This window comes from Halomonas sp. Y3, assembly GCF_024137965.1.
GTDB classification, from domain to species: domain Bacteria; phylum Pseudomonadota; class Gammaproteobacteria; order Pseudomonadales; family Halomonadaceae; genus Halomonas; species Halomonas mongoliensis.
The window spans coordinates 2607466-2631043 of record NZ_CP099975.1 but is presented as its reverse complement, the minus strand read 5'-3'; the positions used below and the strand labels follow the sequence as shown (position 1 = coordinate 2631043).

The following is a 23578-nucleotide window of genomic DNA, read 5'->3' as shown; positions in this document are numbered from 1 at the left end:
GCTACTCCGGCCGACGCAGCTCCGGGGCCGGGCGCTCGCCCACTTCCAGGGTGATCTCGAGGGTCTCGCCGCCGCGAACCAGGGTCAGGCGCAGCGACTCGCCGGGCGCCACCGCCGCGATATCGGCCATGGTCATGCGCGCGTCGAGTACCGGGCGCTGACCCACGGCCAGCAGGACGTCGCCGGGCTGGAGGCCGGCCTGGTCGGCGGGGCCGCCGGGGACCACGCCGGCGATGATCACGCCGCGGGGGGCCTGCAGGCCGAAGGAAGCGGCCAGCTCCGGGTTGAGCTCCTGGGCCTCCACGCCGAGCCAGCCGCGGATCACCCGGCCCTGGGTCACCAGCTCCTCGAGGATATTGCGCGCCAGGTTGGCGGGAATGGCGAAGCCGATGCCCTGGGAGCCCCCCGAGCGGGAGAAGATGGCGGTGTTGATGCCCACCAGGGCCCCTTCGGCATTGACCAGGGCGCCGCCGGAGTTGCCGGGGTTGATGGCCGCGTCGGTCTGAATGAAGTCCTCGTAGGCGTTGAGGCCCAGGTGGCTGCGGCCGGTGGCGCTGATGATGCCCATGGTGACGGTCTGGCCGACGCCGAAGGGGTTGCCGATGGCCAGGGAGACGTCGCCGATGGCCACCTCGGTGGAGTCCGCCAGCTCGATCACCGGCAGCGCCTCGAGGTCGATGCGCAGCACGGCGAGGTCGCTCTCCGGGTCGGTGCCGATCACCTCGGCGAGGGTCTCGCGACCATCGCGCAGGGCCACCTGGATCTGGTCGGCGCCGCCGATCACGTGGTGGTTGGTCAGCACATAGCCATCCTCGCTGACGATGACCCCCGACCCCAGGCTCGACAGCATGCGCTGCCGGGCCGGGACCTCGTCGCCGAAGAACTGGCGGAAGAAGGGATCCGACATCAGCGGGTGCTGGTCGCGCTCGACGACCCGGGAGGAGTAGATGTTGACCACGGCCGGGGCGGCCTTCTCCACCGCCTCGGCGTAGCTCACCGGCCCCTGCTCGCGGCTGAGGGGGGCGGCCTGGCGCACCTCGGGAGCGGGGCGCGGGCCAGCTTCCTTGGGTGCCTCCACCTGGGGAGAGATCGGCAGGGCGGGCTGGCCGCCGACGGTCGGGCCGGCGGGCGGGGGAGGCGGCGCCGGGTCGGCCTGGCGTCCGGTGAGCTGAGGGAAGGTGTTGAGCAGCACAACGGCCAGCAGCACGCCGATGATAGTGGGCAGCAGGTAGGGCGTCAGCGAGCGCAGGTGGCGAAACATGCGGGTAGGCGTCCTTGTGGGGGCGGTCGCGGGAAAGGGGGGGCCGCCAGTACAATGGCCCGATTGTAACATTCTCAACCGCTTCACGGAGGGAGATGCCCATGATCCATCGCGATGCGCTGGTAGAGGCCTGTGACCGCGAGCTCGTCGCCGAGGGCTTCCGGGACTACACGATCAACGGCCTGCAGGTGGAGGGGCGCGATCGGGTGCGCCGGGTGCTGAGCGGGGTGACCGCCTGCCAGGCGCTGCTCGACGAGGCCGTGGCCTGGGAGGCCGACCTGGTGCTGGTGCACCACGGCTACTTCTGGAAGAACGAGCCGGTCGCCATCACCGGCATGAAGCGCCGGCGGATCCAGACCCTGCTGGCGCGAGAGATCAACCTGCTGGCCTACCACCTGCCCCTGGATGCCCACGCCACCCTCGGCAACAACGCCGAGCTGGGGCGGCGCCTGGGCCTGACGGTGGAAGGCTGTGCCGACGGCGAGCTCGGCCAGGGGCTGCTGTGGCTGGGGGCGCCCTCCGAGGGGCTGACGCCGGCGCAGCTGGCCGAGCGCGTCGGCGAGCGGCTGTCACGGGAGCCTCTGCTGGTGGAGGCGCCCGGCGGCGGCGAGATTCGGCGGGTGGCCTGGTGTACCGGGGGCGCCCAGGACATGATCACCGCGGCCTGGGAGGCCGGCGCCGACGCCTTCATCTCCGGGGAGATCTCCGAGCGTACCACTCACCTGGCCCGGGAGCTCGGCATTCACTACCTGGCGGCGGGGCACCATGCCACCGAGCGCTACGGCGTCCAGGCGCTGGGGGAGTGGCTGGCCGGGCGGTTCGATATCGAGCACCGCTTCGTGGATATCGACAACCCGGCCTGAGGCCGGGGCGGTGGGGAAGGAGGTCAGTAGCGGGGCGGCTGGGGCGCCTTGGCGTCCTCGTCGTCCTTGAGGCCGAAGTCCTCTGACAGGGTGCCTCCCGTGCCATCGGCGTAGTCCCGGGGCATGGCGGGCGCATCGGGGTCGGCGTCGGCCAGGGTCTCCGGCGCCGCGGCGGCCTCTAGTCCGGCGCGCGGGGCGCCCTTGCCGCCCAGGCGGCGGGCATCCTGTTCCAGCCGGCTGGCCAGGGCCTCGCCGTCGCGCTGCAGGGCGGCGACGAGCCGGGAGACCTCGCCGAGGTGGTCGTTCACCCCGCTGCGCAGGGCCTCCAGCTCGCGATCCCGTTCGGCCAGGCGCTGGCGCAGCTTCTGCAGGCTCGCCGCGCTGGCGTTGAGCAGGTGGTAGCCCAGGGCGCCGAGCCCGATGCCTGCGAGCAGGCAGGCGATGGCCAGAATCCAGTTGATCTTGCTTGCGTCCACGTCGGTCTCCCTGCGGCGGTGGATCGGTCCGCACCGGTGCGGACCCGTTCCGGGGAGCTCCCCGGGCGCCCCATTATAGGGCCGAGCCGCGGCGGTGGGTCAACGCGGGGGTGGCGATGCGTCCGGCGGCGCTTGGGCGTATAATGCGCAGCCACCTTCAGCCGAGACGGTTCGCTATTGCATGAGTGCCACGCCGACATCGACCGAGTCCGGAGACTCTCGCCTGACGCCCACGGAGCGTTACCGCGCCGACCTCGAGCGAGACGACTTCCAGTACGACCCCGCCCAGGAGCAGGCCGTCGCCCATCTTCAGCGGCTCCATGATGACCTGATGGCGACCCCCCGGGCGCGTCCCCGGGCGGTCCCGCCCCAGGGCAAGCTGGGTGCCCGCATGGCCGGGCTGTTCGGCAAGCGCAGGCGCGACGAGCCTGCCGGCGAGCCGGTGCTGCCCGAGGTGCGGGGGCTCTACTTCTGGGGCGGGGTAGGGCGTGGCAAGACCTACCTGGTGGACGCCTTCTACGAGTCGCTGCCCTTTCCGGAGAAGATGCGTACCCACTTCCACCGCTTCATGCAGCGGGTGCACAACGAGCTGACCCACTACAAGGGGGAGAAGAACCCCCTGAAGCTGATTGCCGCCAAGTTTGCCGACGAGGCGCGGGTGATCTGCTTCGACGAGTTCTTCGTCAAGGACATCACCGATGCCATGATCCTGGCCAACCTGCTCGAGGCGCTCTTCGAGCATGGCGTGGTGCTGGTGGCGACCTCCAATATCGTGCCCGACGAGCTCTACAAGGATGGCCTGCAGCGGGCGCGCTTCCTGCCCGCCATCGACCTGCTCAACCGCCACTGCGAGGTGGTCAATGTCGATTCGGGCATCGACTACCGGCTGCGCGCCCTGGAGCGGGCGGAGATCTTCCATGCTCCCCTGGACGAGGCCGCCGAGGTGGAGCTGGCCCGCAGCTTCCGGGAGATCGCCGGCCACGAGGGCGAGGCGGATGCCACCATCGAGGTCAACCACCGCGTGCTGCGGGCGCGGCGCCTCCACGACGACGTGGTCTGGTTCGAGTTCCGGGAGCTCTGCGACGGGCCGCGCAGCCAGAATGACTATATCGAGCTGGCCCGGGAGTTCCACAGCGTGCTGGTCTCCAATGTCACCCGCATGAATGGGGCCACGGATGACCAGGCGCGGCGCTTCATCAACATGGTCGACGAGTTCTACGACCGCGGGGTCAAGCTGCTGATGTCCGCCGAGGTGCCCGCCGAGGCGCTCTATGCCGATGGCCGGCTCGAGTTCGAGTTCCAGCGCACCCTGTCGCGGCTGCAGGAGATGCAGTCCCACGACTATCTGGCGCTGGCCCACAAGCCCTGAGCGGCATTGCGCGTCGGGCGCCTTCTCGTGTAGAATTCGCGCGCTCTACTCGTTGTCGTCGGCCTTGGTGCCGCCGACAACCAAGAAGAATAGGGATGGTTCCATGCCGGCAGCGCCGGCGGCAGAACCCAATACACTTGATTGGTGAGATTCCATGAAGACGTTCACTGCCAAACCGCAGACCGTCCAGCGCGACTGGTACGTCGTCGACGCTACGGACAAGACGCTCGGCCGCCTGGCCACCGAAATCGCTCGTCGCCTGCGCGGCAAGCACAAGCCGGAGTTCACCCCGCACGTTGATACCGGCGACTACATCGTCGTGATCAATGCCGAGAAGGTGAAGGTCACCGGCAACAAGGCCAAGGCCAAGACCTACTACCGTCACACCGGCTATCCCGGTGGCCTGCGCTCCATGACCTTCGACAAGCTGCTCGACCATGCGCCCGAGCGCATCATCGAGGGCGCCGTCAAGGGCATGCTGCCCAAGGGTCCGATGGGCCGCACCATGTATTCCAAGCTCAAGGTCTATGCCGGTGCCGAGCATCCGCACGCCGCCCAGCAGCCGCAAGAACTGAACATCTGAGGGAGTCTTCGCCATGACACAGCAGTATTACGGTACCGGGCGCCGCAAGACCTCTACCGCCCGCGTTTTCCTGAAGCCGGGCTCCGGCAAGATCACCGTCAACAGCCGTGAGCTGGACCAGTACTTCGGTCGCGTCACCGGTCGCATGGTGGTCCGTCAGCCCCTCGAGCTGACCGACACCCTGAGCCAGTTCGACGTCTTCGTTACCGTCAAGGGCGGCGGCGGCTCGGCCCAGGCCGGCGCTATCCGTCACGGCATCACTCGTGCCCTGATGGAGTACAACGAGGAGTTCCGCAGCCAGCTGCGCGAAGCCGGCTACGTGACCCGCGACGCCCGTAAGGTCGAGCGTAAGAAGGTCGGCCTGCGCAAGGCGCGTCGTCGCCCGCAGTTCTCCAAGCGTTAAGCGTCGCCTACTGCGCCGCAAACGCCTCGCCCGAGTCTCTGGCTCGGGCGTTTTTGTTTCTGGAATCAATAGGTTGCTGCGTGCCTTCCACCTTTGTCATGGACCGTCGTCCTTGTATGGTGGGGCGCATTTTTTTACTATAGAGCGCATTTGGTATCCGTGGTCGCGGGGGGCTGGGCCGCTCGTGATGGATCAACGGGTAAGCTGATGGGAGAAACCTTGAAATGGCAGATAACGGCGTAAACAAGGGTCGGCGCCGTTTCCTCGTAGGTGCCACCACCGTCGTGGGTGCGGTGGGTGCCGTCGGGGTAGCGGTCCCCTTTGTGGCTTCCTGGCAGCCTAGTGCCAGGGCGAGAGCGGCGGGTGCGCCCGTGCAGGCAGACATCTCCAAGCTCGAGCCAGGGCAGCGGATGACCGTCGAGTGGCGCGGACGCCCGGTGTGGATCATCAACCGTACGCCGGAGATGATCGAGCGCACCGAGGGCTTCGACGGTTCGCGGCTGGTCGACCCGGACTCCAACGTTCCGCAGCAGCCGGGCTACGTCACCGGCCCGCTGCGCTCCATCCGCCCCGAGATCGGCGTGCTGATCGGCATCTGCACCCACCTGGGCTGCTCGCCGCTCTATCGTCCCGAGCCCGATGCGGTGGACATGAGCGGCTGGCCGGGCGGTTTCTTCTGCCCCTGCCACGGCTCCTACTTCGATCTGGCGGGCCGCGTGTTCCGCAACGTGCCGGCCCCCTCCAACCTGGAGGTTCCGCCGTACCGCTTCGAGACCGACGACATCATCATTGTCGGTGAAGACGAGGAGACTGCCTGATGGCTAACCCGAACAAGGCGATGGCGGAAAAGGGGCTGATGCGCTGGGTGGATGAGCGCTTCCCCGCCACCCAGATGTGGCAGGATCACCTGTCAAAGTACTACGCCCCCAAGAACTTCAACTTCTGGTACTTCTTCGGCTCGCTGGCCCTGCTGGTGCTGGTCAATCAGATCCTGACCGGCGTCTGGCTGACCATGAGCTACAACCCCTCCGCCGAGGGCGCCTTCGCTTCCGTCGAGTACATCATGCGCGACGTGGAGTGGGGATGGCTGATTCGCTATATGCACTCTACGGGTGCCTCGGCCTTCTTCGTGGTGATCTACCTGCACATGTTCCGCGGCCTGCTCTACGGCTCCTACAAGGCGCCCCGCGAGCTGGTGTGGATCTTCGGCATGACCATCTATCTGCTGCTGATGGCAGAGGCCTTCATGGGCTACCTGCTGCCCTGGGGCCAGATGTCCTACTGGGGTGCCCAGGTGATCATCTCACTGTTCTCGGCGATTCCGGCCATAGGCCCCGACCTGGCCCAGTGGGTTCGCGGTGATTTCCTGATTTCCGGTATCACCCTGAACCGCTTCTTCGCACTGCACGTGGTGGCGCTGCCCATCGTGATCCTGGCCCTGGTGGTGCTGCACATCATCGCCCTGCACGAGGTCGGCTCCAACAACCCGGACGGCATCGATATCAAGGCCAAGAAGGACGAGACCGGCAAGCCCCTGGACGGCATCCCCTTCCACCCCTACTACACGGTGAAGGATATCGTCGGCGTGGCGGTCTTCCTGTTCGTCTTCGCGGCGGTGATCTTCTACTTCCCCGAGGGCGGCGGCTACTTCCTCGAGCGTCCCAACTTCGAGCCTGCCAACCCCATGGTGACGCCGGACCATATCGCGCCGGTATGGTACTTCACCCCCTTCTACGCGATCCTTCGTGCGATCACCTTCGACATTGGCCCGCTTCAGGCCGAGTTCCTGGGCGTGGTCTTCATGGGCGGTGCCATTGCGGTGCTCTTCGTGCTGCCCTGGCTCGACCGCAGCCCGGTGCGCTCCATGCGCTACAAGGGCTGGATGTCCAAGGTGATGCTGACGCTGTTCGCCATCAGCTTCGTGATCCTGGGTATCCTGGGGGCCATTCCGGCCACTGGGCTTCGCACCGCGGTGGCGCAGCTGTGCACCGTGCTCTACTTCGCCTTCTTCCTGCTGATGCCGATCTACACCAAGCTGGAGAAGACCAAACCCGTTCCGGAGAGGGTGACTGGCTAATGAAAAAGCAACTCTTCGCACTGCTCTTCGCGCTGCTGCCCTTGACGGCCATGGCGGCGCCGCTGCCGCCACAGCCCTTCTCGATGACGCCGGATATCAACGACGAGGCGTCCCTGCAGCGGGGCATGCAGCTCTATGTCAACTACTGCATGGGCTGCCACTCCCTGGAGCACCAGCGCTTCGCCCGGGCCGCGACCGACCTGGGCATGCCCCAGGACCTGGTGGAGGAGAACCTGATCTTCTCCAGCGAGCTGGCCTTCAACGACCAGATGCATATCGCCATGCAGTCGGGCGACTCCGAGAGCTGGTTCGGTGTGACGCCTCCCGATCTGACGCTGTTCAACCGGATCAAGGGGGCGGACTACATCTACTCCTACCTGCTGGGCTTCTATCGTGATCCCAGCCAGCCCCTCGGCGTCAACAACATCGTGCTCGAGGCGTCGGCCATGCCCAACGTGCTCGAGCCGCTGCAGGGCGTGCAGGAGATGGTGTGCAGCGAGAGCGACCGGCCCCTGCCGGGCGCCGAGCTGGACCCGCTCACCGGCAAGTATCAGTCCTGTGAGGTGCTGCAGATCACGAGCCCGGGCAGCATGGAGCCGGCCGAGTTCGAGGAGGCCATGTACGACCTGACCAACTTCCTGGTCTACGTCGGCGAGCCCTCCAAGCTCCAGGCCCAGGCCCTGGCCCCGAAGGTGCTGCTCTTCATCTTCATCTTCGGTGTCATCGGCTACCTGCTGAAGCGCGAGTACTGGCGCGACATCCACTGATCCACGCCTGAGTGGAAAGGTGTGGGGGCGCATGGCCAATGGGCCATGCGCCCTCAGTGTTTGAAGACGACAGTGGTTTGAAGACAGTGGTCCGGAGAAGCGGTCCGGGAAGCGCTGCCATCTTGTGGTGCTTGCCGTCGTGTTATCATTGCCGTTCGATTTGATGCGAGGATTCTTTCATGGGTGTAGTGGCCAAGCGGTCGTCGATGACCTTCTACTCGGGTGGTGCAGATCACTTCAGTCATCGCGTACGGATCGTGCTCGCCGAGAAGGGGGTGGCGGTGGACATCGTCGAGGTCACCGACGAGCAGCAGCCCGAGGAGCTCGCCGACCTCAACCCCTACAACAGCGTGCCCACGCTGCTGGATCGCGAACTGGTGCTCTACGAGTCCAAGGTGATGATGGAGTACCTGGATGAGCGCTTTCCCCATCCGCCCCTCCTGCCGGTCTACCCCGTGGCCCGCGCCCAGAGCCGGCTGTGGATGCACCGCATCGAGCGCGAGTGGTGCCCGCTGGTGGAGCAGGTCGAGAAGGGGAGCAAGAAGGAGGCCGACAAGGCGCGCAAGGAGCTGCGCGAGAGCCTGATCGGCATCTCGCCGATCTTCGAGGACATGCCCTACTTCATGAGCGAGGAGTTCACCCTGGTGGACTGCTGCCTGGCGCCCATCCTGTGGCGCCTGCCTGCGCTCGGCATCGACCTGCCCGAGAAGCAGGTCAAGCCGCTGCTCGGCTACATGGAGCGTATCTTCGGTCGGGAGGGCTTCAAGGCCTCACTGAGCGAAGCCGAGCGCGAGATTCGTAGCTGATGAATACACCGCCCCCGGTTTCCGGGGGCTGCAATCGGAGGGCCTGACGATGTCATCCAGTCGCCCCTATTCGAGTCGCCCCTATCTGGCCAGAGCCCTGTACCAGTGGCTGCTGGACAACGACCTGACCCCCTACATCGTGGTGGATGCCGAACAGCCCGGCGTGGAGGTGCCCAGGCAGTTCGTCCAGAATGGACAGATCGTGCTCAACCTCTCGCCCGGCGCCGTGCGCGATCTCTTTATCGAGAGCGAGGCCCTGGGCTTCTCGGCCCGCTTCGGCGGCGTGCCCATGCAGGTGATGGTGCCGACCTCGGCGCTGGTCGCCATCTACGCCCGTGAGAACGGCGTCGGCATGGTCTTCGGCCATGAGCCGGTGCTGGCCCCGGCCGAGACGCCGGAGAGCGGGCCCGGCCTGACCAGCGTGGACGGTGAGGTCGATGCCGGTGAGGAGGATGGCGAAGCCCCCCAGGCCGAGGCGCCGCCCCGCAAGGGCAAGCCTTCGCTGAGAGTCATCAAGTAGTCGTGCCTCAGGGGAGAACGCAGAGCGGCAGGCCAGTGGCCTGCCGCTCTGCGTTATGGGGTCGGGCAGGGCGCCGTCCTCAATCCATGTAGTCGAATACCTTGACGATGCGCTGCATGCCGCCGACGTTGGAGACCGCCTGGACGATGCGGTCCGCCTCGGCGCGGCTGACGATGCCCATCAGGTAGACGGTGTTGTTCTCGGTGACCACGCGGATGCGGCCGGAGTCGATGCGGTCATTGGCGGCCAGGCTGGTGCGGATGCGCGTATTGAGCCAGGAGTCCGAGAGGCGCTGGCTGGCCGGCAGGTTGGCGGCGATGGAGAGCTCGTTATGCACTTCGCGGACGTTGCGCACCTCGCCGGCGACCCCGCTGGCCTTCTCCTTGAGCTCCTGGCTGGGCACCTGGCCGGTGAGCAGCACCACACCGTTGTAGGTGTCGACGTTGATGCGGGCGTCGCCCAGGCGGGCATCGGTGCGGCGCAGGTTGTGGCTGACCTTGGTCTCGATGTTCTGGTCTTCCACCTGGGTGCCGACGGTGCGCTTGCCGTAGTTCTCGTCGATGGTGCCCTGATGGGTGACGCCGGTGACGGTGGTGCAGCCGGCCACGCCCAGGGCGGCGACCAGCAGCAGGGAGCTGAGCAGGGGCTTGCGGTTCATGTGGGTCACTCGCTTGTGCCGAAGAGTTGTTCGTCGATCAGGTCGCAGAGACAGTGGATCACCAGCAGGTGAACCTCCTGAATGCGCGCCGTGGAGGTGGCCGGGACCCGGATCTCGCAGTCGTCTTGGCCGAGCAGGGAGGCCATGTTGCCGCCGTCCCGGCCGGTCAGGGCCACCACCGTCATGTCGCGGTCGTGGGCGGCCTGGATGGCCTGGATGACGTTGGCGGAGTTGCCGCTGGTGGAGATCGCCAGCAGGATGTCGCCGGGCTGACCAAGGGCGCGGATCTGCTTGGAGAACACCTCGTTGTAGCTGTAGTCGTTGGCGATGGAGGTCAGCGTCGAGGTGTCGGTGGTCAGGGCCAGGGCGGGCAGGCTGGGGCGTTCGCGCTCGAAGCGGTTGAGCAGCTCCGAGGAGAAGTGCTGGCTGTCGCCGGCGCTGCCGCCGTTGCCGCAGGCCAGTATCTTGCCCTCGTTGACCAGGCACTGGACCATCATCTGGCTGGCCACCTCGATAAAGGGTGGCAGCACCTCGCTGGCATAGGTCTTGGTGTCGATGCTGGCGTTGAAGTGGCCGAGAATGCGCTGCTGGAAATCCATGTGACGTCCGGGTCCTTTGGCAGTGGGGCGTGACCGGTCAGTAGGCCTCGAAGGCGTTGGCGACCCAGTCAAACTCGAGATGGGGCGGCAGGCCGGTAGCGGCCAGCACATCGAAGCGGCAGGGACATGATAGCCCGTTGCGGTGGAGATAAAAACGCGCCGCCCTGATCAGCCGGCGCTGCTTGAGAGGCGTGATGGTCTCCAGGGGGTGGCCGTGGCGGGTGTCGGCCCGGTGGCGCACCTCGACGAACACCAGGGTATCGCCGTCACGCATCACCAGGTCCAGCTCACCGCCCTTGGCATGCTGGTTGCTGGCGACCAGCGTCAAGCCGCGCTCGGTGAGCCAGGCCGCGGCGAGGCGTTCGACGGCCTCGCCCCGGGCGCGGGCGTCAGCGGGCCCGCTCATCGCCGAAGATCCCCGGAATCAGCACCGGCTGGGGCACGCCGTTGACGAAGCGTGCCCAGGGCAGCTCGCGCTCGATGCGGCCATCGCTTCCGGGACGCAGGGTCCCGGTAGCGCCGCGCAGCTCCATGCCGGGCACCGCCTCGAACTGGGGCAGGCGGCGAGCCAGTTCAAAGGCATCCACGCCCATGGCATGCAGGCGGAAGAGGGTCGGGTCCGACTCCTCGCGCAAGGCCCGGTAGCTGTCGAGGAAGGGCAGCACCTCGACGCCGCCCACGGCAGCGTCGGGAATCTGCCAGGGGATATCCAGGAACTGGACGTCGTTCAGGTCATGGTCGAGCTGGGGGTTGATCTGGCCCTCGAAGAGGTGCGAGGTGGCGTAGACCGGCAGGCGGCTGGCGCCGAAGTAGTCCAGGGTCGGCGGCACCTGGCGGGCATAGTCGGGCAGCGCCAGCAGGAAGAGGGCATCCGGGCGCGGGTTGCTGACCGCCCGGCGGGTGCTCTCGGTGGCCGGGGCGTTCGGGTTGTAGCGCACTGCATTGGTCACTTCGCCGCCGCGGGCCTGCCACTCGTCCCAGAAGGCTTCGCCGACTCGGCGGCCCCAGTCGTTGTCGGGTACCAGCACGCCGGCGCTGCGATGGCCGTCGCGCCAGGCGCGAACGGCGGCCTGGCGAGCCTCATTCTCGGCGGAGAGGCCGTACTGGAAGAGTCCCCGGGCGCCGTTGCGCTCGCCGTGGCCGTAGTTGAGGGCCAGGGTGGGCAGGGGCACGCGCTCCTGCTGCTCGAGCCGGGTGACCTGGTCCTTGTCCAGCGGCCCCACCATGACCTGGGCGCCGCGGCTCTGGGCCTCCCGGTAGAGGGCCTCCAGGTCGCCATGGCTGGCGTCGAGGAAGCTGAGCTGGACACTGCCGCCGGCGGCGCGGTGCTGGATGCGCATGCCCTCGATGATGGCATCGGCGGGCCTGGCCAGGGGGCCTGACTCCGGCAGCATCACGGCGATATGACGCACCTCCAGGCCGCGCAGCTCGCCCAGCGCCACCAGGTCGGCGGGCAGCCGGCGAGCGGCGGGGTGGCGGCTGTTGCGCTCGCGCCAGGCGTCGAGGCGCTCGAACAGCCGCTCGATATCGCCGCCGCTGGTGTGGTAGAGCTCGGCGAGCTCCACCCAGCCCCGAGTCAGGGCGTCGGCGTCCCGGCCCAGATCGGCCAGCGCCTGGCCGTCGAGGCGGCTCATGGCCGTCCAGATCGGGTCGTTGAGCGCCTCGTCGTTGCGGCTGGCCTGGACCCGCAGCAGCGCTTCGGCCGCCGCCGCCGGCTCGTCGACTTCGAGCAGTGCCATGCCCAGCTGTTCGCGCAGCGCCAAGGCGCGGTCGGGCGCGAGGGGCAGGGCGTCGAGCTCCTGGGCCGCCTGGATGACCGCCCAGGGTTCGCCCAGCGTCTCGCCCAGCTCGGCCAGCAGCAGGGCCCAGCGGGCTCGGGTCTCCGGGGGGAGCAGGCTGTCATCGATGTCCGCCGCGATCTCCAGCGCCTGGGTGTGCTCTCCCTGGCGTGCTAGGATGTTCGCCGCTTCCAGCCGGGTTCTGGCCGCCTGGGCCGGCTCCTGCTGGCCGGCCTGTTCGAGCAGGCGGCTCGGGTCGTCGTCGGTGACGCGATCGACGATGCCGGTTGGCGCGGCACAGCCCGCCAGCAGCATCGCACAGAGCGCCGTGGCCAGCAGGCCGCGAGTGGGTATCCGCATGAATCCATCCTTAGTCCGTTGGGTCGGCAGCTAGCCGAGGAGCCGCCAGTGTCAGACGCTAACACTGCTTCATTGTACGTGGTCGCCACGCCGATTGGGAATCTGGAGGACCTGAGTCCGCGCGCCGCGCGGCTGCTGGGGGAGGTCGCGGTGATTGCCGCCGAGGATACCCGCCATACCGGGCGCCTGCTGCGCCACCTGGGGCTCTCGGTGCCGATGCTCTCCCTGCACGAGCACAACGAGGCGGCGCGGGTCGAACAGCTCGATGCGCGCCTGGCCGCCGGCGAGTCCATCGCCCTGGTCTCCGATGCCGGCACGCCCCTGATCAGCGATCCCGGCTTCGTACTGGTGCGCGAGCTGCGCGCCCGGGGGCGGCGCATCGTGCCGGTGCCGGGGGCCTGCGCCCTGGTGGCCGCGCTCTCGGCGGCGGGCCTGCCCACCGATCGCTTCACCTTTCAGGGTTTCCTGCCGGCCAAGGGGGCGGGGCGGCGCGCTCGCCTGGAGGCCCTGGCGACCCGGGAGGAGACCCTGGTCTTCTACGAGTCGCCCCACCGCATCCGCGACACCCTGGCCGACCTGGCGACGGTGGTTGGCGAGCGGCGCCTGGTGCTGGCTCGGGAGCTGACCAAGACCTTCGAGACCTTCCTGGACGGCTCGGCGGGCGAGCTGCTGGCGCGCATGGAGGTCGACCCGGATCAGGCCCGCGGGGAGTTCGTGGTGATGGTGGCCGGTGCCGCGCCGCGCGAAGAGGAGGAGGCCTCGGTGGTGGAGGGCGAGGCGCTGCTGGCCGCACTGCTGGCCGAGGGCGTCGGCGTCAAGCAGGCCGCCTCGGTGGCAGCGCGGGTGCTGGGGGGCGCCAAGAAGGCCTGGTATGCCCGCGCCCAGGCGCTCAAGGACACTCCTTGTTGAGGGGCTGTCGGGGCGCTGGTATGCTTGCCGCGGGAGTCGGCCAGACAGTCGCCGCCGGAGTGATCCGGGGGAGGAAAGTCCGGGCTCCACAGGGCAGAGTGCCAGGTAACGCCTGGGCGGCGCGAGCCGACGGAAAGTGCAGCAGAGAGTAGACCGCCTACGTCTCCCTCGGGAGGCCGGCAAGGGTGAAAGGGTGCGGTAAGAGCGCACCGCGCGCCTGGTAACAGTGCGTGGCACGGTAAACCCCACTCGGAGCAAGACCAAATAGGAACCCCATGGCGTGGCCCGCGCTGGGTTCGGGTAGGTTGCTTGAGGGCCGCGGTGACGCGTCCCCTAGAGGAATGGCTGTCCACGACAGAACCCGGCTTATCGGCCGGCTCCCCCCTGATTCTTACACCTGCCGGGCCTGCGCCCGGCAGCCTGCCAGCCGCCTACGAGAACCGCATGTCGTCATCCGCTCACGAACCCAAGCCGCGCGGTTATCGCCATGCCAGCGTGCTGCTGGACGGCGCCGTGGAGGCGCTGGTCCACGATCCCGACGGCGTCTACCTGGATGGTACCTTCGGCCGCGGCGGCCACTCCCGCGCCATCCTCGAGCGCCTCTCCCCGGCCGGGCGCCTGATCGCCATCGATCGCGACCCCCAGGCCATCGCGGAAGCCGCGACCTTCGAGGATCCGCGCTTCACCATAGAGCGCGCCGAGTTCGCCCGGCTGGGCGAGATCGCCCGCGCCCATGATCTGCACGGGCGGCTCTCCGGCGTGCTGCTCGATATCGGCGTCTCCTCCCCCCAGCTGGATGACCCTGAGCGAGGCTTCAGCTTCCTGCGCGACGGCCCCCTGGACATGCGTATGGACCCCACCCAGGGCGAGAGCGCGGCGGCCTTTATCGCCCGGGCGCCCGAAGGCGAGCTTGCCCGGGTCTTCAAGGAGTACGGCGAGGAGCGCTACGCCCGACGCCTGGCGCGAGCCATCGTGGCCCGGCGCGGCGAGCAGCCCTTCGAGCGTACCGGCGACCTCGCCGAGGTGGTCAAGACCGCCCACCCGGCCTGGGAGAAGCACAAGCACCCCGCGACCCGGGTCTTCCAGGCCCTGCGCATCCAGGTCAATGGCGAGCTGGAACAGCTCGATGCCGCCCTCGAGGCGGCCCTGGAGGCGTTGGCCCCCGGCGGGCACCTGGTGGTGATCAGCTTCCACTCCCTGGAGGATCGCCGGGTCAAGCGCTTCATTCGTCACCACGTGCGCGGCGACACCCATCTGCCCAGGGGCATTCCGGTGCCGGATGCCGAACTCGAGCGTCGGCTGGAGGCGCTGGGCAAGGCGCAGCGCCCGGGCGCCGAGGAGGTGGAGGAGAACCCCCGGGCGCGCAGCGCGGTGATGCGAGTGGCACGCAAGCGGTACTGAGGGAAGCCCGATGACCCAGGGACGAACATCGACATCCGGATTTGGCTGGCCGCTGGCCCTGAGGCCCAGCCTGCTGCTGCTGGTGGTGCTGGCGCTGACCCTGCTCTCGCTGGGCAGCGCCCTGGCGGTGATCACTGCCAGCCATATGACCCGCGACCAGTACGGCCGCCTGCAGCAGCTCGAGCGCGAGCAGCAGCAGCTGCAGACCGAGTGGGGGCAGCTGCTGCTGGAGGAGAGTGCCTGGTCCTCGCCGGCGCGCATCGAGCGCCTGGCCATGGAGCGCCTCGAGATGCGCCTGCCCGATGTCGATGAGGTGGAGGTGATTCGCCCATGAGCAGCCGAGCGCGTAGCGGCGTCTCGCCGCGCCGTCCACCGCCCATGGCGCCCATGGGAGGGCTTCGCTACGGCCTCATGCTGGCCATCGTGCTGGTCGGCCTCGGCCTGCTGGTCGGGCGCGTGGTGATCCTGCACGTGGTGGACCGTCCCTTCCTGCAGGGGCAGGGGGACGCCCGGACGCTGCGCACCGACCCGATTCCCGCCCACCGCGGCATGATCAGCGACCGCAACGGCGAACCCCTGGCCATCTCCACCCCGGTGGTCACCCTCTGGGCCAATCCCCAGGACGTGCCGGAGGACCCCATCCAGCGCCTGCAGCTGGCCCGCGCCCTGGGCATGGAGCCCGACGACCTCGACGCGCGCCTGGCGCGTTTCGCCTCCCGGGAGTTCATGTTCCTGCGCCGCCAGCTGACGCCACAGGCCGCCCAGCGGGTGCTCGATCTGCGCATCCCGGGGGTCTACCGCCAGGATGAGTACAAGCGCTACTACCCGGCGGGCGAGGTGACCGCCCAGCTGCTCGGCGTCACCAACGTCGACGACGTGGGCCAGGAGGGCCTCGAGCTCGCCTACCAGTTCTACCTGGCCGGCGAGCCGGGGCAGCGGCGCGTGCTCAAGGACCGTCGCGGACGCCTGGTGCGCGACCTCGAGGTGCTGCGCGAGGCGCGCCCCGGCGGCGAGCTGACGCTTTCCATCGACCAGCGCCTGCAGTACATGGCCTATCGCGAGCTCAAGGCGGCGGTGGCCGAGCACAACGCCGACGGCGGCGTGGTGGTGATGATGGACGCCCGTACCGGCGAGGTGCTGGCCATGGCCAACCAGCCCTCCTACAACCCCAACAATCGCGCGGGCCTCGACCCCCGCGGTCTGCGCAACCAGGCCATCGTCGACGTCTTCGAGCCCGGCTCGGTGATGAAGCCGCTGGCCATGGCGGCGATCATGGAGAGCGGGGAATTTCCCCGGGATGTGGTGGTGGACACCTCGCCGGGCTGGATGCGCATCGACCGCTTCACCATTCGCGACATCCGCAACTACGGCAAGCTGGATCTCGCCGGCATTCTCGAGAAGTCCTCCAATATCGGCATGTCCCGGCTGGTGCTGGAGCTCGACGACCCTCTGGTGCCGGATCTCTATCGGCGCCTGGGCCTCGGCCAGAGCCCCGAGACCGGCTTTCCCGGCGAGTCCACCGGTACCCTGCCGGCGCCGGTACGCTGGTCGCGCAGCCAGTGGGCCGCGCTCTCCTACGGCTACGGCCTCTCCACGTCCGCCCTGCAGCTGGCCAGCGCCTACACCGCCATCGCCAACGGCGGCGAGCGCCTGCCGCCATCGCTGCTCAAGCTTCCCGAGCCGCCGCCGGGGGAGCCGGTGATCGACCGGGGGGTGGCCCATGACCTGCTGCGCATCATGGAGGAGTCGGTGCAGCCGACCACCGGGGCGCGGCGCGCCATGGTGCCGGGCTACCGGGTGGCCGGCAAGTCCGGCACGGTGCGCAAGACCGGGGCCGGGGGGTATGTGCGCGATGCCTATCGCAGCCTCTTCGCCGGCATTGCCCCGGTCTCCGACCCGCGCATCGTCACCGTGGTGATGATCGACCACCCCCGCGGCGACAGCTATTTCGGCGGCGCCGTGGCCGCCCCCGTCTTCTCCCGCGTCGTGGGCAGCGCCCTGCGCCTGCTCGACGTGCCGCCCGACCAGCGCAGCCGCTGAGGTACCGCCATGTTCGCTACCGCCCCATCCCGCCCCTGCCCCGCCCGAGGTGCCTTATGGAGCTGACCGGTCGCCACCTCCGTGACGTCCTGGCGCGACTCTGGCCCGACGCCGGTCCGCTGCCCGCCCTGGGTGACGCTGCCCTGCGGCTCTGTACCGACAGTCGCCAGACGGGCCCGGATTCGGTCTTCGTGGCGGTGCCTGGCGTTTCTGCCGACGGTCGCGACTTCATTGCGGCGGCGCTGGCGGCGGGAGCCTGCGCCGTGCTCTGCCACGCCGGCGACGGGCACGCCGCCCCCGAGGATCCGCGGGTCGTCATGCTGCCCGGCCTGCGCCAGCGCCTCGGCGAGCTGGGCCGGGAGCTCTTCGCCGTGCCCGAGTCCCTTGCGCTGATCGGGGTCACCGGCACCAACGGCAAGAGCTCGGTGACCCACTACGTTGCCGAGCTGAGCGAGGCGCTGGGGGTGCCGGCGGGGCTGGTGGGGACCCTGGGCCACGGGCGGCTTGGCGCCCTGCACGACGCTGGGCTGACCACGCCGGGACCCCTGGCGCTGCAGGCGGCGCTGGCCGAGCTGGCCGGCGAGGGCGTGCAGCGGGTGGCCATGGAGGTCTCCTCCCACGCCCTGGAGCAGGGGCGCCTGGATGGCTGCCGGCTCGCCGCGGCGGTCTTCACCAACCTGACCCGGGACCATCTCGACTACCACGGCAGCATGGCGGCCTACGCGGCGGCCAAGGCCAGGCTCTTTCGCCGTGAGGAGCTTCGGCTTGCCGTGGTCAACGCCGATGACTCCCTGGCCCGGCTGATGCTGGCTGGCCTCCCCGGTGGTCAAGAGGGACGGGTGCGGGTGCTGGCCACCGGGCAGGGCGAGGCGGTGACCTTCCGGGTCGTCGACTGGCACCCCCACGCCGCGGGGCAGCGCGCCCTGGTGGCCACTCCCGAGGGAGAGCGGGTGCTGGAGACCTCGCTGCTCGGTCGCTTCAATCTGGACAACCTGCTGCTGGCCATCGCCACCCTCCATGGCCTGGGCCACGGCATCGGCGAGCTCTTCGAGGCGGCCGCCGGGCTTGCCCCGGTGCCCGGGCGCATGGAGGCGCTGGTGCGTCCCGGCGCGCCCACCGTGGTCATCGACTATGCCCACACCCCTGACGCCCTGGACAATGCCCTGGCCGCCCTGCGCGACCACCGCCCGATGGATGGCCGCCTCTGGTGCCTGTTCGGCTGCGGCGGCGACCGCGACCCCGGCAAGCGTGCCCTGATGGCCGCCGCCGCCGAGCGCCACGCCGACCGCCTGGTGGTCACCGACGACAATCCACGCGGCGAGGAGCCGGCGGCGATTCGCGCGGCGGTGCTCGCCGGGCTCTCCGGCGGTGCGCGCCGCCAGGCGCTGGAGATCGCCGGGCGCGGAGCGGCGATCGCCCGGGTGCTGGCTGATGCCGACGCCGAGGATGTGGTGCTGATCGCCGGCAAGGGCCACGAGGCCTACCAGGAGGTGGCCGGGGTTCGCCACCCCTTCTCCGACCTGGCCGAGGCCGAGCGCGCCCTGGCCGCCCGGGAAGGCCGAGACGGGGAGGAGGGCGCATGAGCCGCTGTGGATTGACCCGTCTGGCCGAGGTGGCCGAGGCCCTTGGCCTGGCGGCGCCGACCCACGACCTGCAGGTGGGAGCGATCGTCACCGATACCCGGCAGCTGGCGCCGGGCAGCCTCTTCGTGGCTCTGCGCGGCGAACGCTTCGACGCCCACGACTTCCTCGGCAAGGCCCGGGAGGGCGGCGCCGTGGCGGCGCTGGTCGAGGCCGGCGCCATGGCCGGCAGGGCTCGCCCGGAGGGCCTGGCGCTGCTCGAGGTGGCCGACACCCGCCTGGCGCTGGGGCTGCTGGGCCGGGCCCGGCGCCGCGCCTGGGGTGGCCCCCTGGCGGCGGTCACCGGCAACAGCGGCAAGACCACGGTCAAGGAGCTGCTGGCCGCGCTGCTGGGGCAGATGGGGCCAACCCTGGCCACCCGGGGCAACCTCAACAACGACTTCGGCGCCCCGCTGACGCTGCTCGAGCTCTCCCCCGAGCACCGCCAGGCGGTGGTGGAGCTGGGTGCCAACCACCTGGGCGAGATCGCCTGGACCAGCGTGCTGGCCGAGCCCGGGGTGGCGGTGATCACCAACGTCACCGGCGCCCACGTGGGAGAGTTCGGCGGCATGGGGCAGATTGCCCAGGCCAAGGGCGAGATACTGGCCGGTCTGCCGGCCGACGGCGTCGCGGTGCTCAACCGCGATGACGCCTACTTTGCCATCTGGGCACGGCTCGCCGCGCCCCGGGAGGTACGCGACTTCGGCCTCGACCCCCGGGCTAGGGTCACCGCCCGGGCGCTGGCCTGCGATGACCTGGGGCGCTATGCTTTCACGCTTGTCGCGGACGGCGTCGAGCTCGGGCGGGTGCGGCTCGACCTGCTGGGGCGCCATAACGTGGCCAATGCCCTGGCGGCCGCGGCGGCCGCCCTGGCCATGGGGCTCGCCCCCGAGCGGATCGTGGCGGGCCTCTCCGGCGTCGCGCCCATGCCGGGCCGGCTCGCCATCGTGGCCGGCGTCAACGGCTCGCGGCTGCTGGATGATACCTATAATGCCAACCCCGGTGCGGTGAGGGCGGCCCTCGAACTGCTCGCCACGCTGCCCGGCCCGCGCTGGTGCCTGCTGGGTGCCATGGGTGAACTGGGGGAGGCGTCCGAGCGGCTGCATGCCGAGATCGGAGACTACGCACGGGAACTGGGGATCGACTTCCTCGGCACCTGCGGTGAGGCGGCCCGGGCCGCTTCCCGCGCCTTCGGGGCAGGCGGGTGCCACTTCGACGAGCGCGAGGCGCTGTCGCGCCACGCCCTCAACCATCTTCCGCCCGGGGCCAGCGTGCTGGTCAAGGGGTCGCGCAGTGCCGCCATGGAGCAGGTGGTGGCGGTGCTGCGTCGGGATCGATCAAGGTGAACGCAATACATGCTGCTCTATCTGGCTGAGTTACTGGCGCAACGCTTCAGCGCCTTCAATGTCTTCAACTACCTGACCCTGCGCATGATCCTGGGGACGCTCACGGCCCTGGTGCTTTGCCTGTGGCTGGGGCCGGTGATGATCCGCCGGCTGGTCGAGCGCCAGATCGGCCAGGCGGTGCGCGATGACGGACCCCAGACCCATCTCTCCAAGGCGGGCACGCCCACCATGGGCGGGGCCATGATCCTGATGGCCATCGCCGTCAGCACCCTGCTGTGGGGGGATCTCGGCAACCACTACGTCTGGATCGTGCTGGGGGTCACCCTGGGCTTCGGTGCCATCGGCTGGGTGGACGACTACCGCAAGGTGGTGGAGAAGAATCCCCGGGGCCTGCCGGCGCGCTGGAAGTACCTCTGGCAGTCGGTGATCGGCCTGGCCGCCGCCGTGCTGCTCTATGCCACCGCCGCTTCGCCGGTGGAGACCAGCCTGATCGTGCCGCTGTTCAAGGACGTGGTGCTGCCCATGGGGGTCTTCTTTATCGTGCTGACCTACTTCGTGATCGTGGGCAGCTCCAACGCGGTGAACCTCACCGATGGCCTGGACGGCCTCGCCATCATGCCGACCGTCCTGGTGGCCATGGGCCTGGCGGTCTTCGCCTACGCCAGCGGCAACGCCGTCTTCGCCAACTACCTGCAGATCCCCTTCATCCCCGGTTCCGGCGAGCTGGCGGTCTTCTGCGCCACCATCGCCGGTGCGGGCCTGGGCTTTCTGTGGTTCAACACCTACCCGGCCCAGGTCTTCATGGGCGACGTGGGGGCCCTGGCCCTGGGGGCGGCCCTGGGCGTGGTGGCGGTGATCGTGCGCCAGGAGATCGTGCTCTTCATCATGGGCGGTATCTTCGTCATGGAGACCGTCTCGGTGATCCTCCAGGTGGGCTCCTACAAGCTCACCGGGCGCCGTATCTTCCGCATGGCACCGCTGCACCACCACTACGAGCTCAAGGGCTGGCCGGAGCCGCGGGTCATCGTGCGTTTCTGGATCATCACCGTGGTCCTGGTACTGATCGGCCTGGCGACCCTCAAGGTGCGCTGAGCGAGGGCCTCCACGCGAGCAAGGAGCAGGATATGGTCAAGGTGCCGAAAGGCGTCACCCTGGTGGTCGGGCTCGGCATTTCCGGGCGCGCCATCTGCCGACACCTCGAGCGGCAGAGGGTGGCCTACATGGTGGCCGATACCCGCGCCGTACCGCCCGGCATGGATGATTTCCACGCCGCCCATCCGGGGGTGGCGATCCACTGCGGTCCGCTGACCGCCCTCGACCTCTCCGAGGTGGAGGAGGTGGTGGTGAGTCCGGGCGTCGACCCGCGCACCCCGGGCCTGGACGCCCTGGCCGGGCGCCTTCGCGAGGCGACCGGCGAGCCGCTGGTGATCGGCGAGATCGCACTGTTCGTTCGCGCCGCCCGGGCGCCCATCGCGGCGATTACCGGCTCCAATGCCAAGTCTACCGTGACCACCCTGGTGGGCGATATGGCCGTCGAGGCCGGTCGTCGCGTGGCGGTGGGCGGCAACCTGGGGACCCCGGCCCTGGACCTGCTCGCCGACGAGCCCGACGCCGACTTCTACGTGCTGGAGCTCTCCAGCTTCCAGCTCGAGACCACGCCGCGTCTGGGTGCCGAGAGCGTGGCCTTCCTCAACCTCTCCGAGGACCACCTGGACCGCCATGGCAACATGGCCGGCTATCGGGAGGCCAAGGGGGCCATCTTCCGCGGCGCCCGCCACGCCGTGGTCAACGCCGAGGATCCCAACACCTGGCCGGAAGCGCGACTGCCCTTCCAGGACAGCTTCACCACCCGGGCCCCCGAAGCGGGGGAGTGGGGCATCGGCCGCCACCGGGACGCCGACTGGCTGATGCACGGCGACACCCCGCTGATGCCCGCCGCCGAGGTGCGCCTGGCCGGCCGTCACAACCAGGCCAATGCCCTGGCGGCGCTGGCCATGGGGCGTCGGCTGGGCCTGCCCATGGAATCGATGTGCCGGGTGCTGCGTCGCTTCCCGGGGCTCCCCCACCGCGGTGAGCTGGTGGCCGAGGTGGGCGGGGTGCGCTGGATTAACGACTCCAAGGGCACCAACGTGGGGGCCACCCTGGCCGCCATCGCCGGCCTCGGCCCGACCCTGGCGGGCCGCCTGATCCTGCTGGCCGGCGGCGTCGGCAAGGGCGCCGACTTCACTCCCCTGGCCGAGCCCCTGGCCCGCTATGGTCGTGAGGCGATCCTATTCGGCCTCGACGCCGAGCGCCTGGCGCGGACTCTGCGCGGGCGGCTGCCGATCACCGAGGTGGAGGAGCTCTCCCAGGCCATGGCCCGGGCCGCCGAGATCGCCGAGCCCGGCGACTGCGTGCTGCTCTCCCCGGCCTGCGCCAGCCTGGACCAGTTCGCCAACTACCAAGAGCGCGGCGAGGTGTTTCGGCGCTGGGTGCGCCGCCATCTGGGGCAGGAGGCGACATGAAGCGCTCCTCTCGGCTCTCCCGGCTCCGCGAGCGGCTCTCCACCCGGGACCAGCCCTTCGACGGCTGGCTGGTGGTAGCCGCCCTGTCGCTGATGCTGATCGGCTGGGTGATGGTGACCTCGGCGTCGTCGGAAGTGGCCGCGAGCCTTACCGGTAACCCCTGGTACTTCAGCATCCGCCACGCCATCTTCCTGGTGGTGGCGCTGGGGGCGGCCGCCTTCGCCCTGCGCGTGCCCCTGGCCTGGTGGAAGGTCAACGGTCCCCTGCTGCTGCTGCTGGGCATCGGCCTGCTGATCCTGGTGCTGCTGGTGGGGCGCGAGATCAACGGCAGCAAGCGCTGGATCTCGATCCCGGGGGTGCCCTTCAACCTCCAGGCCTCCGAGGTGGCCAAGTTCTGCCTGATCGTCTACGTGGCCGGCTACCTGGAGCGCTTCCTGCCCCAGGTGCGCCGCGAGCTGGGCGCCTTCCTGCGTCCGCTGCTGGTGGTGGGCATCATGGCGCTGCTGCTGATTCGCGCCCCCGACTACGGCGCGGCGGTGGTGATGATCGCCTGCGTCATGGGCATGCTGCTGATGGCCGGTGCTCCCTGGGGCCGCTTCGTGGTGCTCCTGGGGGCTGTGGGGCTGCTGGGCTTCTATGTGGCCATTGCCGAGCCCTACCGCCTGGCGCGCATCACCAGCTTCGCCGATCCCTGGGCGGACCAGTTTGCCAGCGGCTACCAGCTGACCCAGGCGCTGATCGCCTTCGGCCGGGGCAGCTGGCTGGGCATGGGGCTCGGCAACAGCGTGCAGAAGCTCTTCTACCTGCCCGAGGCCCACACCGACTTCGTCTTTGCGGTGCTTGCCGAGGAGCTGGGTCTGTTCGGGGCGGTGGGCGTCATCGGGCTCTTCGCCCTGCTGGTGTGGCGGGCCATGGCGGTGGGGCGCCGGGCCGAGCTGGCCCGGCTCCCCTTTGCCGCCTATCTCAGCTACGGGATCGCCCTGGTGATCGGCGCCCAGGCCTTCATCAATATTGCGGTGAGCAGCGGCATGCTGCCCACCAAGGGGCTGACCCTGCCGCTGCTCAGCTATGGCGGCTCGAGCCTGCTGGTCAGCGCCGTGATGATGGCGCTGCTGCTGCGTGCCGATATCGAGACCCGTCAGGCGGTGCGCCGGGCAAGCCCCGCGGCGCCGCGCTCCAGTGGCGCACCGGGGCGGCCAAACCCTCAACCCGAAGGAGTCGCCAAGTGAGCAAGCGACC

At 69.3% G+C, this 23578-nt stretch carries 24 protein-coding genes and 1 other RNA gene; 19 read left to right on the top strand and 6 right to left on the bottom strand.

The window, feature by feature from the left end; all coding sequences use genetic code 11:
• Window position 1: 1 nt before the first annotated feature.
• A complete protein-coding gene (locus NHL60_RS12545) occupies window positions 2–1261 on the bottom strand; it encodes a Do family serine endopeptidase (protein ID WP_253443806.1) in 1260 nt (419 codons plus the stop codon).
• A gap of 101 nt (window positions 1262–1362) precedes the next feature.
• On the opposite strand from NHL60_RS12545, the gene NHL60_RS12540 reads away from it, so the two are divergent.
• Entirely contained in the window at window positions 1363–2124 is a 762-nt protein-coding gene (locus tag NHL60_RS12540; protein ID WP_253443804.1) for a Nif3-like dinuclear metal center hexameric protein, read from the top strand.
• A gap of 23 nt (window positions 2125–2147) precedes the next feature.
• Here NHL60_RS12540 and NHL60_RS12535 read toward each other — a convergent pair whose 3' ends face one another.
• Window positions 2148–2600, bottom strand: a complete 453-nt coding sequence (locus NHL60_RS12535; protein WP_253443803.1) for a YhcB family protein — start codon at window positions 2598–2600, stop codon at window positions 2148–2150.
• Between the two features lie 181 nt (window positions 2601–2781).
• Here NHL60_RS12535 and zapE point away from each other — a divergent pair, with 181 nt between their 5' ends.
• The 8 genes from zapE (at window position 2782) to NHL60_RS12495 (ending at window position 9125) form a co-directional block, all read left to right on the top strand.
• A complete protein-coding gene (gene zapE / locus NHL60_RS12530) occupies window positions 2782–3969 on the top strand; it encodes a cell division protein ZapE (protein ID WP_253443802.1) in 1188 nt (395 codons plus the stop codon).
• A 154-nt stretch (window positions 3970–4123) separates the two neighbouring features.
• Entirely contained in the window at window positions 4124–4552 is a 429-nt protein-coding gene (gene rplM / locus NHL60_RS12525; protein ID WP_253443801.1) for a 50S ribosomal protein L13, read from the top strand.
• 13 nt (window positions 4553–4565) lie between these two features.
• Window positions 4566–4955 (top strand): 30S ribosomal protein S9, encoded by a 390-nt coding sequence (rpsI, locus tag NHL60_RS12520; RefSeq protein WP_253443796.1) that lies wholly within the window; start codon window positions 4566–4568, stop codon window positions 4953–4955.
• A 224-nt stretch (window positions 4956–5179) separates the two neighbouring features.
• Complete coding sequence (gene petA, locus NHL60_RS12515; protein WP_253443790.1) at window positions 5180–5773, top strand: ubiquinol-cytochrome c reductase iron-sulfur subunit; 594 nt, start codon at window positions 5180–5182, stop codon at window positions 5771–5773.
• Window positions 5773–7032 (top strand): cytochrome bc complex cytochrome b subunit, encoded by a 1260-nt coding sequence (locus NHL60_RS12510; protein WP_253443789.1) that lies wholly within the window; start codon window positions 5773–5775, stop codon window positions 7030–7032. The genes petA and NHL60_RS12510 overlap by 1 nt, the downstream gene beginning before the upstream one ends.
• A complete protein-coding gene (locus NHL60_RS12505) occupies window positions 7032–7799 on the top strand; it encodes a cytochrome c1 (RefSeq protein ID WP_253443788.1) in 768 nt (255 codons plus the stop codon). Before NHL60_RS12510 ends, NHL60_RS12505 begins: the two co-directional genes overlap by 1 nt.
• A 179-nt stretch (window positions 7800–7978) precedes the next feature.
• On the top strand, window positions 7979–8605 hold the full coding sequence (gene sspA, locus NHL60_RS12500) for a stringent starvation protein SspA (RefSeq protein ID WP_253443787.1): 627 nt from the start codon (window positions 7979–7981) through the stop codon (window positions 8603–8605).
• Window positions 8606–8654: 49 nt separating this feature from the next.
• A complete protein-coding gene (locus NHL60_RS12495) occupies window positions 8655–9125 on the top strand; it encodes a ClpXP protease specificity-enhancing factor (protein WP_253443785.1) in 471 nt (156 codons plus the stop codon).
• A 79-nt stretch (window positions 9126–9204) separates the two neighbouring features.
• On the opposite strand, the gene NHL60_RS12490 is transcribed toward NHL60_RS12495, so the two are convergent.
• Genes NHL60_RS12490 through NHL60_RS12475 form a run of 4 tightly spaced genes read right to left on the bottom strand, consistent with a single transcriptional unit; the run spans window position 9205 to window position 12520 of the window.
• Window positions 9205–9783: a BON domain-containing protein gene (locus NHL60_RS12490; protein ID WP_253443783.1), complete on the bottom strand. Its 579-nt coding sequence runs from the start codon at window positions 9781–9783 to the stop codon at window positions 9205–9207.
• Between the two features lie 5 nt (window positions 9784–9788).
• The gene (locus NHL60_RS12485) at window positions 9789–10382 is read right to left on the bottom strand and encodes a phosphoheptose isomerase (protein WP_110068125.1); all 594 of its coding nucleotides are present in this window, start codon (window positions 10380–10382) and stop codon (window positions 9789–9791) included.
• A 37-nt stretch (window positions 10383–10419) separates the two neighbouring features.
• Window positions 10420–10788: a YraN family protein gene (locus NHL60_RS12480; protein WP_253443780.1), complete on the bottom strand. Its 369-nt coding sequence runs from the start codon at window positions 10786–10788 to the stop codon at window positions 10420–10422.
• Window positions 10772–12520: a penicillin-binding protein activator gene (locus NHL60_RS12475; protein WP_253443777.1), complete on the bottom strand. Its 1749-nt coding sequence runs from the start codon at window positions 12518–12520 to the stop codon at window positions 10772–10774. The genes NHL60_RS12480 and NHL60_RS12475 overlap by 17 nt, the downstream gene beginning before the upstream one ends.
• Window positions 12521–12568: 48 nt before the next feature.
• Between NHL60_RS12475 and rsmI the strand changes: the two genes are divergently transcribed.
• The 10 genes from rsmI (at window position 12569) to ftsW (ending at window position 23568) form a co-directional block, all read left to right on the top strand.
• The gene (rsmI, locus tag NHL60_RS12470) at window positions 12569–13429 is read left to right on the top strand and encodes a 16S rRNA (cytidine(1402)-2'-O)-methyltransferase (protein WP_253443774.1); all 861 of its coding nucleotides are present in this window, start codon (window positions 12569–12571) and stop codon (window positions 13427–13429) included.
• A gap of 32 nt (window positions 13430–13461) precedes the next feature.
• An RNA gene (rnpB, locus tag NHL60_RS12465) (RNase P RNA component class A) lies at window positions 13462–13814 on the top strand.
• Window positions 13815–13873: 59 nt separating this feature from the next.
• Window positions 13874–14830, top strand: coding sequence for a 16S rRNA (cytosine(1402)-N(4))-methyltransferase RsmH (gene rsmH, locus NHL60_RS12460; RefSeq protein ID WP_253443766.1), 957 nt, complete (start codon window positions 13874–13876; stop codon window positions 14828–14830).
• 10 nt (window positions 14831–14840) lie between these two features.
• On the top strand, window positions 14841–15164 hold the full coding sequence (gene ftsL / locus NHL60_RS12455) for a cell division protein FtsL (protein ID WP_253443762.1): 324 nt from the start codon (window positions 14841–14843) through the stop codon (window positions 15162–15164).
• Window positions 15161–16870 carry a penicillin-binding protein 2 gene (locus tag NHL60_RS12450; RefSeq protein WP_253443759.1) on the top strand — a complete coding sequence of 570 codons (1710 nt, stop codon included), beginning with the start codon at window positions 15161–15163 and terminating at the stop codon, window positions 16868–16870. Before ftsL ends, NHL60_RS12450 begins: the two co-directional genes overlap by 4 nt.
• Before the next feature lie 56 nt (window positions 16871–16926).
• Window positions 16927–18453, top strand: a complete 1527-nt coding sequence (locus NHL60_RS12445) for a UDP-N-acetylmuramoyl-L-alanyl-D-glutamate--2,6-diaminopimelate ligase (protein ID WP_253443756.1) — start codon at window positions 16927–16929, stop codon at window positions 18451–18453.
• Window positions 18450–19835: a UDP-N-acetylmuramoyl-tripeptide--D-alanyl-D-alanine ligase gene (murF, locus tag NHL60_RS12440; RefSeq protein ID WP_253443753.1), complete on the top strand. Its 1386-nt coding sequence runs from the start codon at window positions 18450–18452 to the stop codon at window positions 19833–19835. Before NHL60_RS12445 ends, murF begins: the two co-directional genes overlap by 4 nt.
• A gap of 9 nt (window positions 19836–19844) precedes the next feature.
• A complete protein-coding gene (gene mraY / locus NHL60_RS12435; protein ID WP_253443750.1) occupies window positions 19845–20927 on the top strand; it encodes a phospho-N-acetylmuramoyl-pentapeptide-transferase in 1083 nt (360 codons plus the stop codon).
• A gap of 32 nt (window positions 20928–20959) precedes the next feature.
• Window positions 20960–22339, top strand: coding sequence for a UDP-N-acetylmuramoyl-L-alanine--D-glutamate ligase (murD, locus tag NHL60_RS12430; protein WP_253443747.1), 1380 nt, complete (start codon window positions 20960–20962; stop codon window positions 22337–22339).
• Window positions 22336–23568 carry a putative lipid II flippase FtsW gene (gene ftsW, locus NHL60_RS12425; protein ID WP_253443744.1) on the top strand — a complete coding sequence of 411 codons (1233 nt, stop codon included), beginning with the start codon at window positions 22336–22338 and terminating at the stop codon, window positions 23566–23568. The genes murD and ftsW overlap by 4 nt, the downstream gene beginning before the upstream one ends.
• Window positions 23569–23578 lie beyond the last annotated feature (10 nt).

Bases quoted from the DNA above. Each gene is read 5' to 3' on its own strand.
- NHL60_RS12545 (WP_253443806.1), bottom strand. From the start codon at position 1,261: ATGTTTCGCCACCTGCGCTCGCTGACGCCCTACCTGCTGCCCACTATC.
- NHL60_RS12540 (WP_253443804.1), top strand. From the start codon at position 1,363: ATGATCCATCGCGATGCGCTGGTAGAGGCCTGTGACCGCGAGCTCGTC.
- zapE (WP_253443802.1), top strand. From the start codon at position 2,782: ATGAGTGCCACGCCGACATCGACCGAGTCCGGAGACTCTCGCCTGACG.
- rplM (WP_253443801.1), top strand. From the start codon at position 4,124: ATGAAGACGTTCACTGCCAAACCGCAGACCGTCCAGCGCGACTGGTAC.
- rpsI (WP_253443796.1), top strand. From the start codon at position 4,566: ATGACACAGCAGTATTACGGTACCGGGCGCCGCAAGACCTCTACCGCC.
- petA (WP_253443790.1), top strand. From the start codon at position 5,180: ATGGCAGATAACGGCGTAAACAAGGGTCGGCGCCGTTTCCTCGTAGGT.
- NHL60_RS12510 (WP_253443789.1), top strand. From the start codon at position 5,773: ATGGCTAACCCGAACAAGGCGATGGCGGAAAAGGGGCTGATGCGCTGG.
- NHL60_RS12505 (WP_253443788.1), top strand. From the start codon at position 7,032: ATGAAAAAGCAACTCTTCGCACTGCTCTTCGCGCTGCTGCCCTTGACG.
- sspA (WP_253443787.1), top strand. From the start codon at position 7,979: ATGGGTGTAGTGGCCAAGCGGTCGTCGATGACCTTCTACTCGGGTGGT.
- NHL60_RS12495 (WP_253443785.1), top strand. From the start codon at position 8,655: ATGTCATCCAGTCGCCCCTATTCGAGTCGCCCCTATCTGGCCAGAGCC.
- NHL60_RS12490 (WP_253443783.1), bottom strand. From the start codon at position 9,783: ATGAACCGCAAGCCCCTGCTCAGCTCCCTGCTGCTGGTCGCCGCCCTG.
- NHL60_RS12485 (WP_110068125.1), bottom strand. From the start codon at position 10,382: ATGGATTTCCAGCAGCGCATTCTCGGCCACTTCAACGCCAGCATCGAC.
- NHL60_RS12480 (WP_253443780.1), bottom strand. From the start codon at position 10,788: ATGAGCGGGCCCGCTGACGCCCGCGCCCGGGGCGAGGCCGTCGAACGC.
- NHL60_RS12475 (WP_253443777.1), bottom strand. From the start codon at position 12,520: ATGCGGATACCCACTCGCGGCCTGCTGGCCACGGCGCTCTGTGCGATG.
- rsmH (WP_253443766.1), top strand. From the start codon at position 13,874: ATGTCGTCATCCGCTCACGAACCCAAGCCGCGCGGTTATCGCCATGCC.
- ftsL (WP_253443762.1), top strand. From the start codon at position 14,841: ATGACCCAGGGACGAACATCGACATCCGGATTTGGCTGGCCGCTGGCC.
- NHL60_RS12450 (WP_253443759.1), top strand. From the start codon at position 15,161: ATGAGCAGCCGAGCGCGTAGCGGCGTCTCGCCGCGCCGTCCACCGCCC.
- NHL60_RS12445 (WP_253443756.1), top strand. From the start codon at position 16,927: ATGGAGCTGACCGGTCGCCACCTCCGTGACGTCCTGGCGCGACTCTGG.
- murF (WP_253443753.1), top strand. From the start codon at position 18,450: ATGAGCCGCTGTGGATTGACCCGTCTGGCCGAGGTGGCCGAGGCCCTT.
- mraY (WP_253443750.1), top strand. From the start codon at position 19,845: ATGCTGCTCTATCTGGCTGAGTTACTGGCGCAACGCTTCAGCGCCTTC.
- murD (WP_253443747.1), top strand. From the start codon at position 20,960: ATGGTCAAGGTGCCGAAAGGCGTCACCCTGGTGGTCGGGCTCGGCATT.
- ftsW (WP_253443744.1), top strand. From the start codon at position 22,336: ATGAAGCGCTCCTCTCGGCTCTCCCGGCTCCGCGAGCGGCTCTCCACC.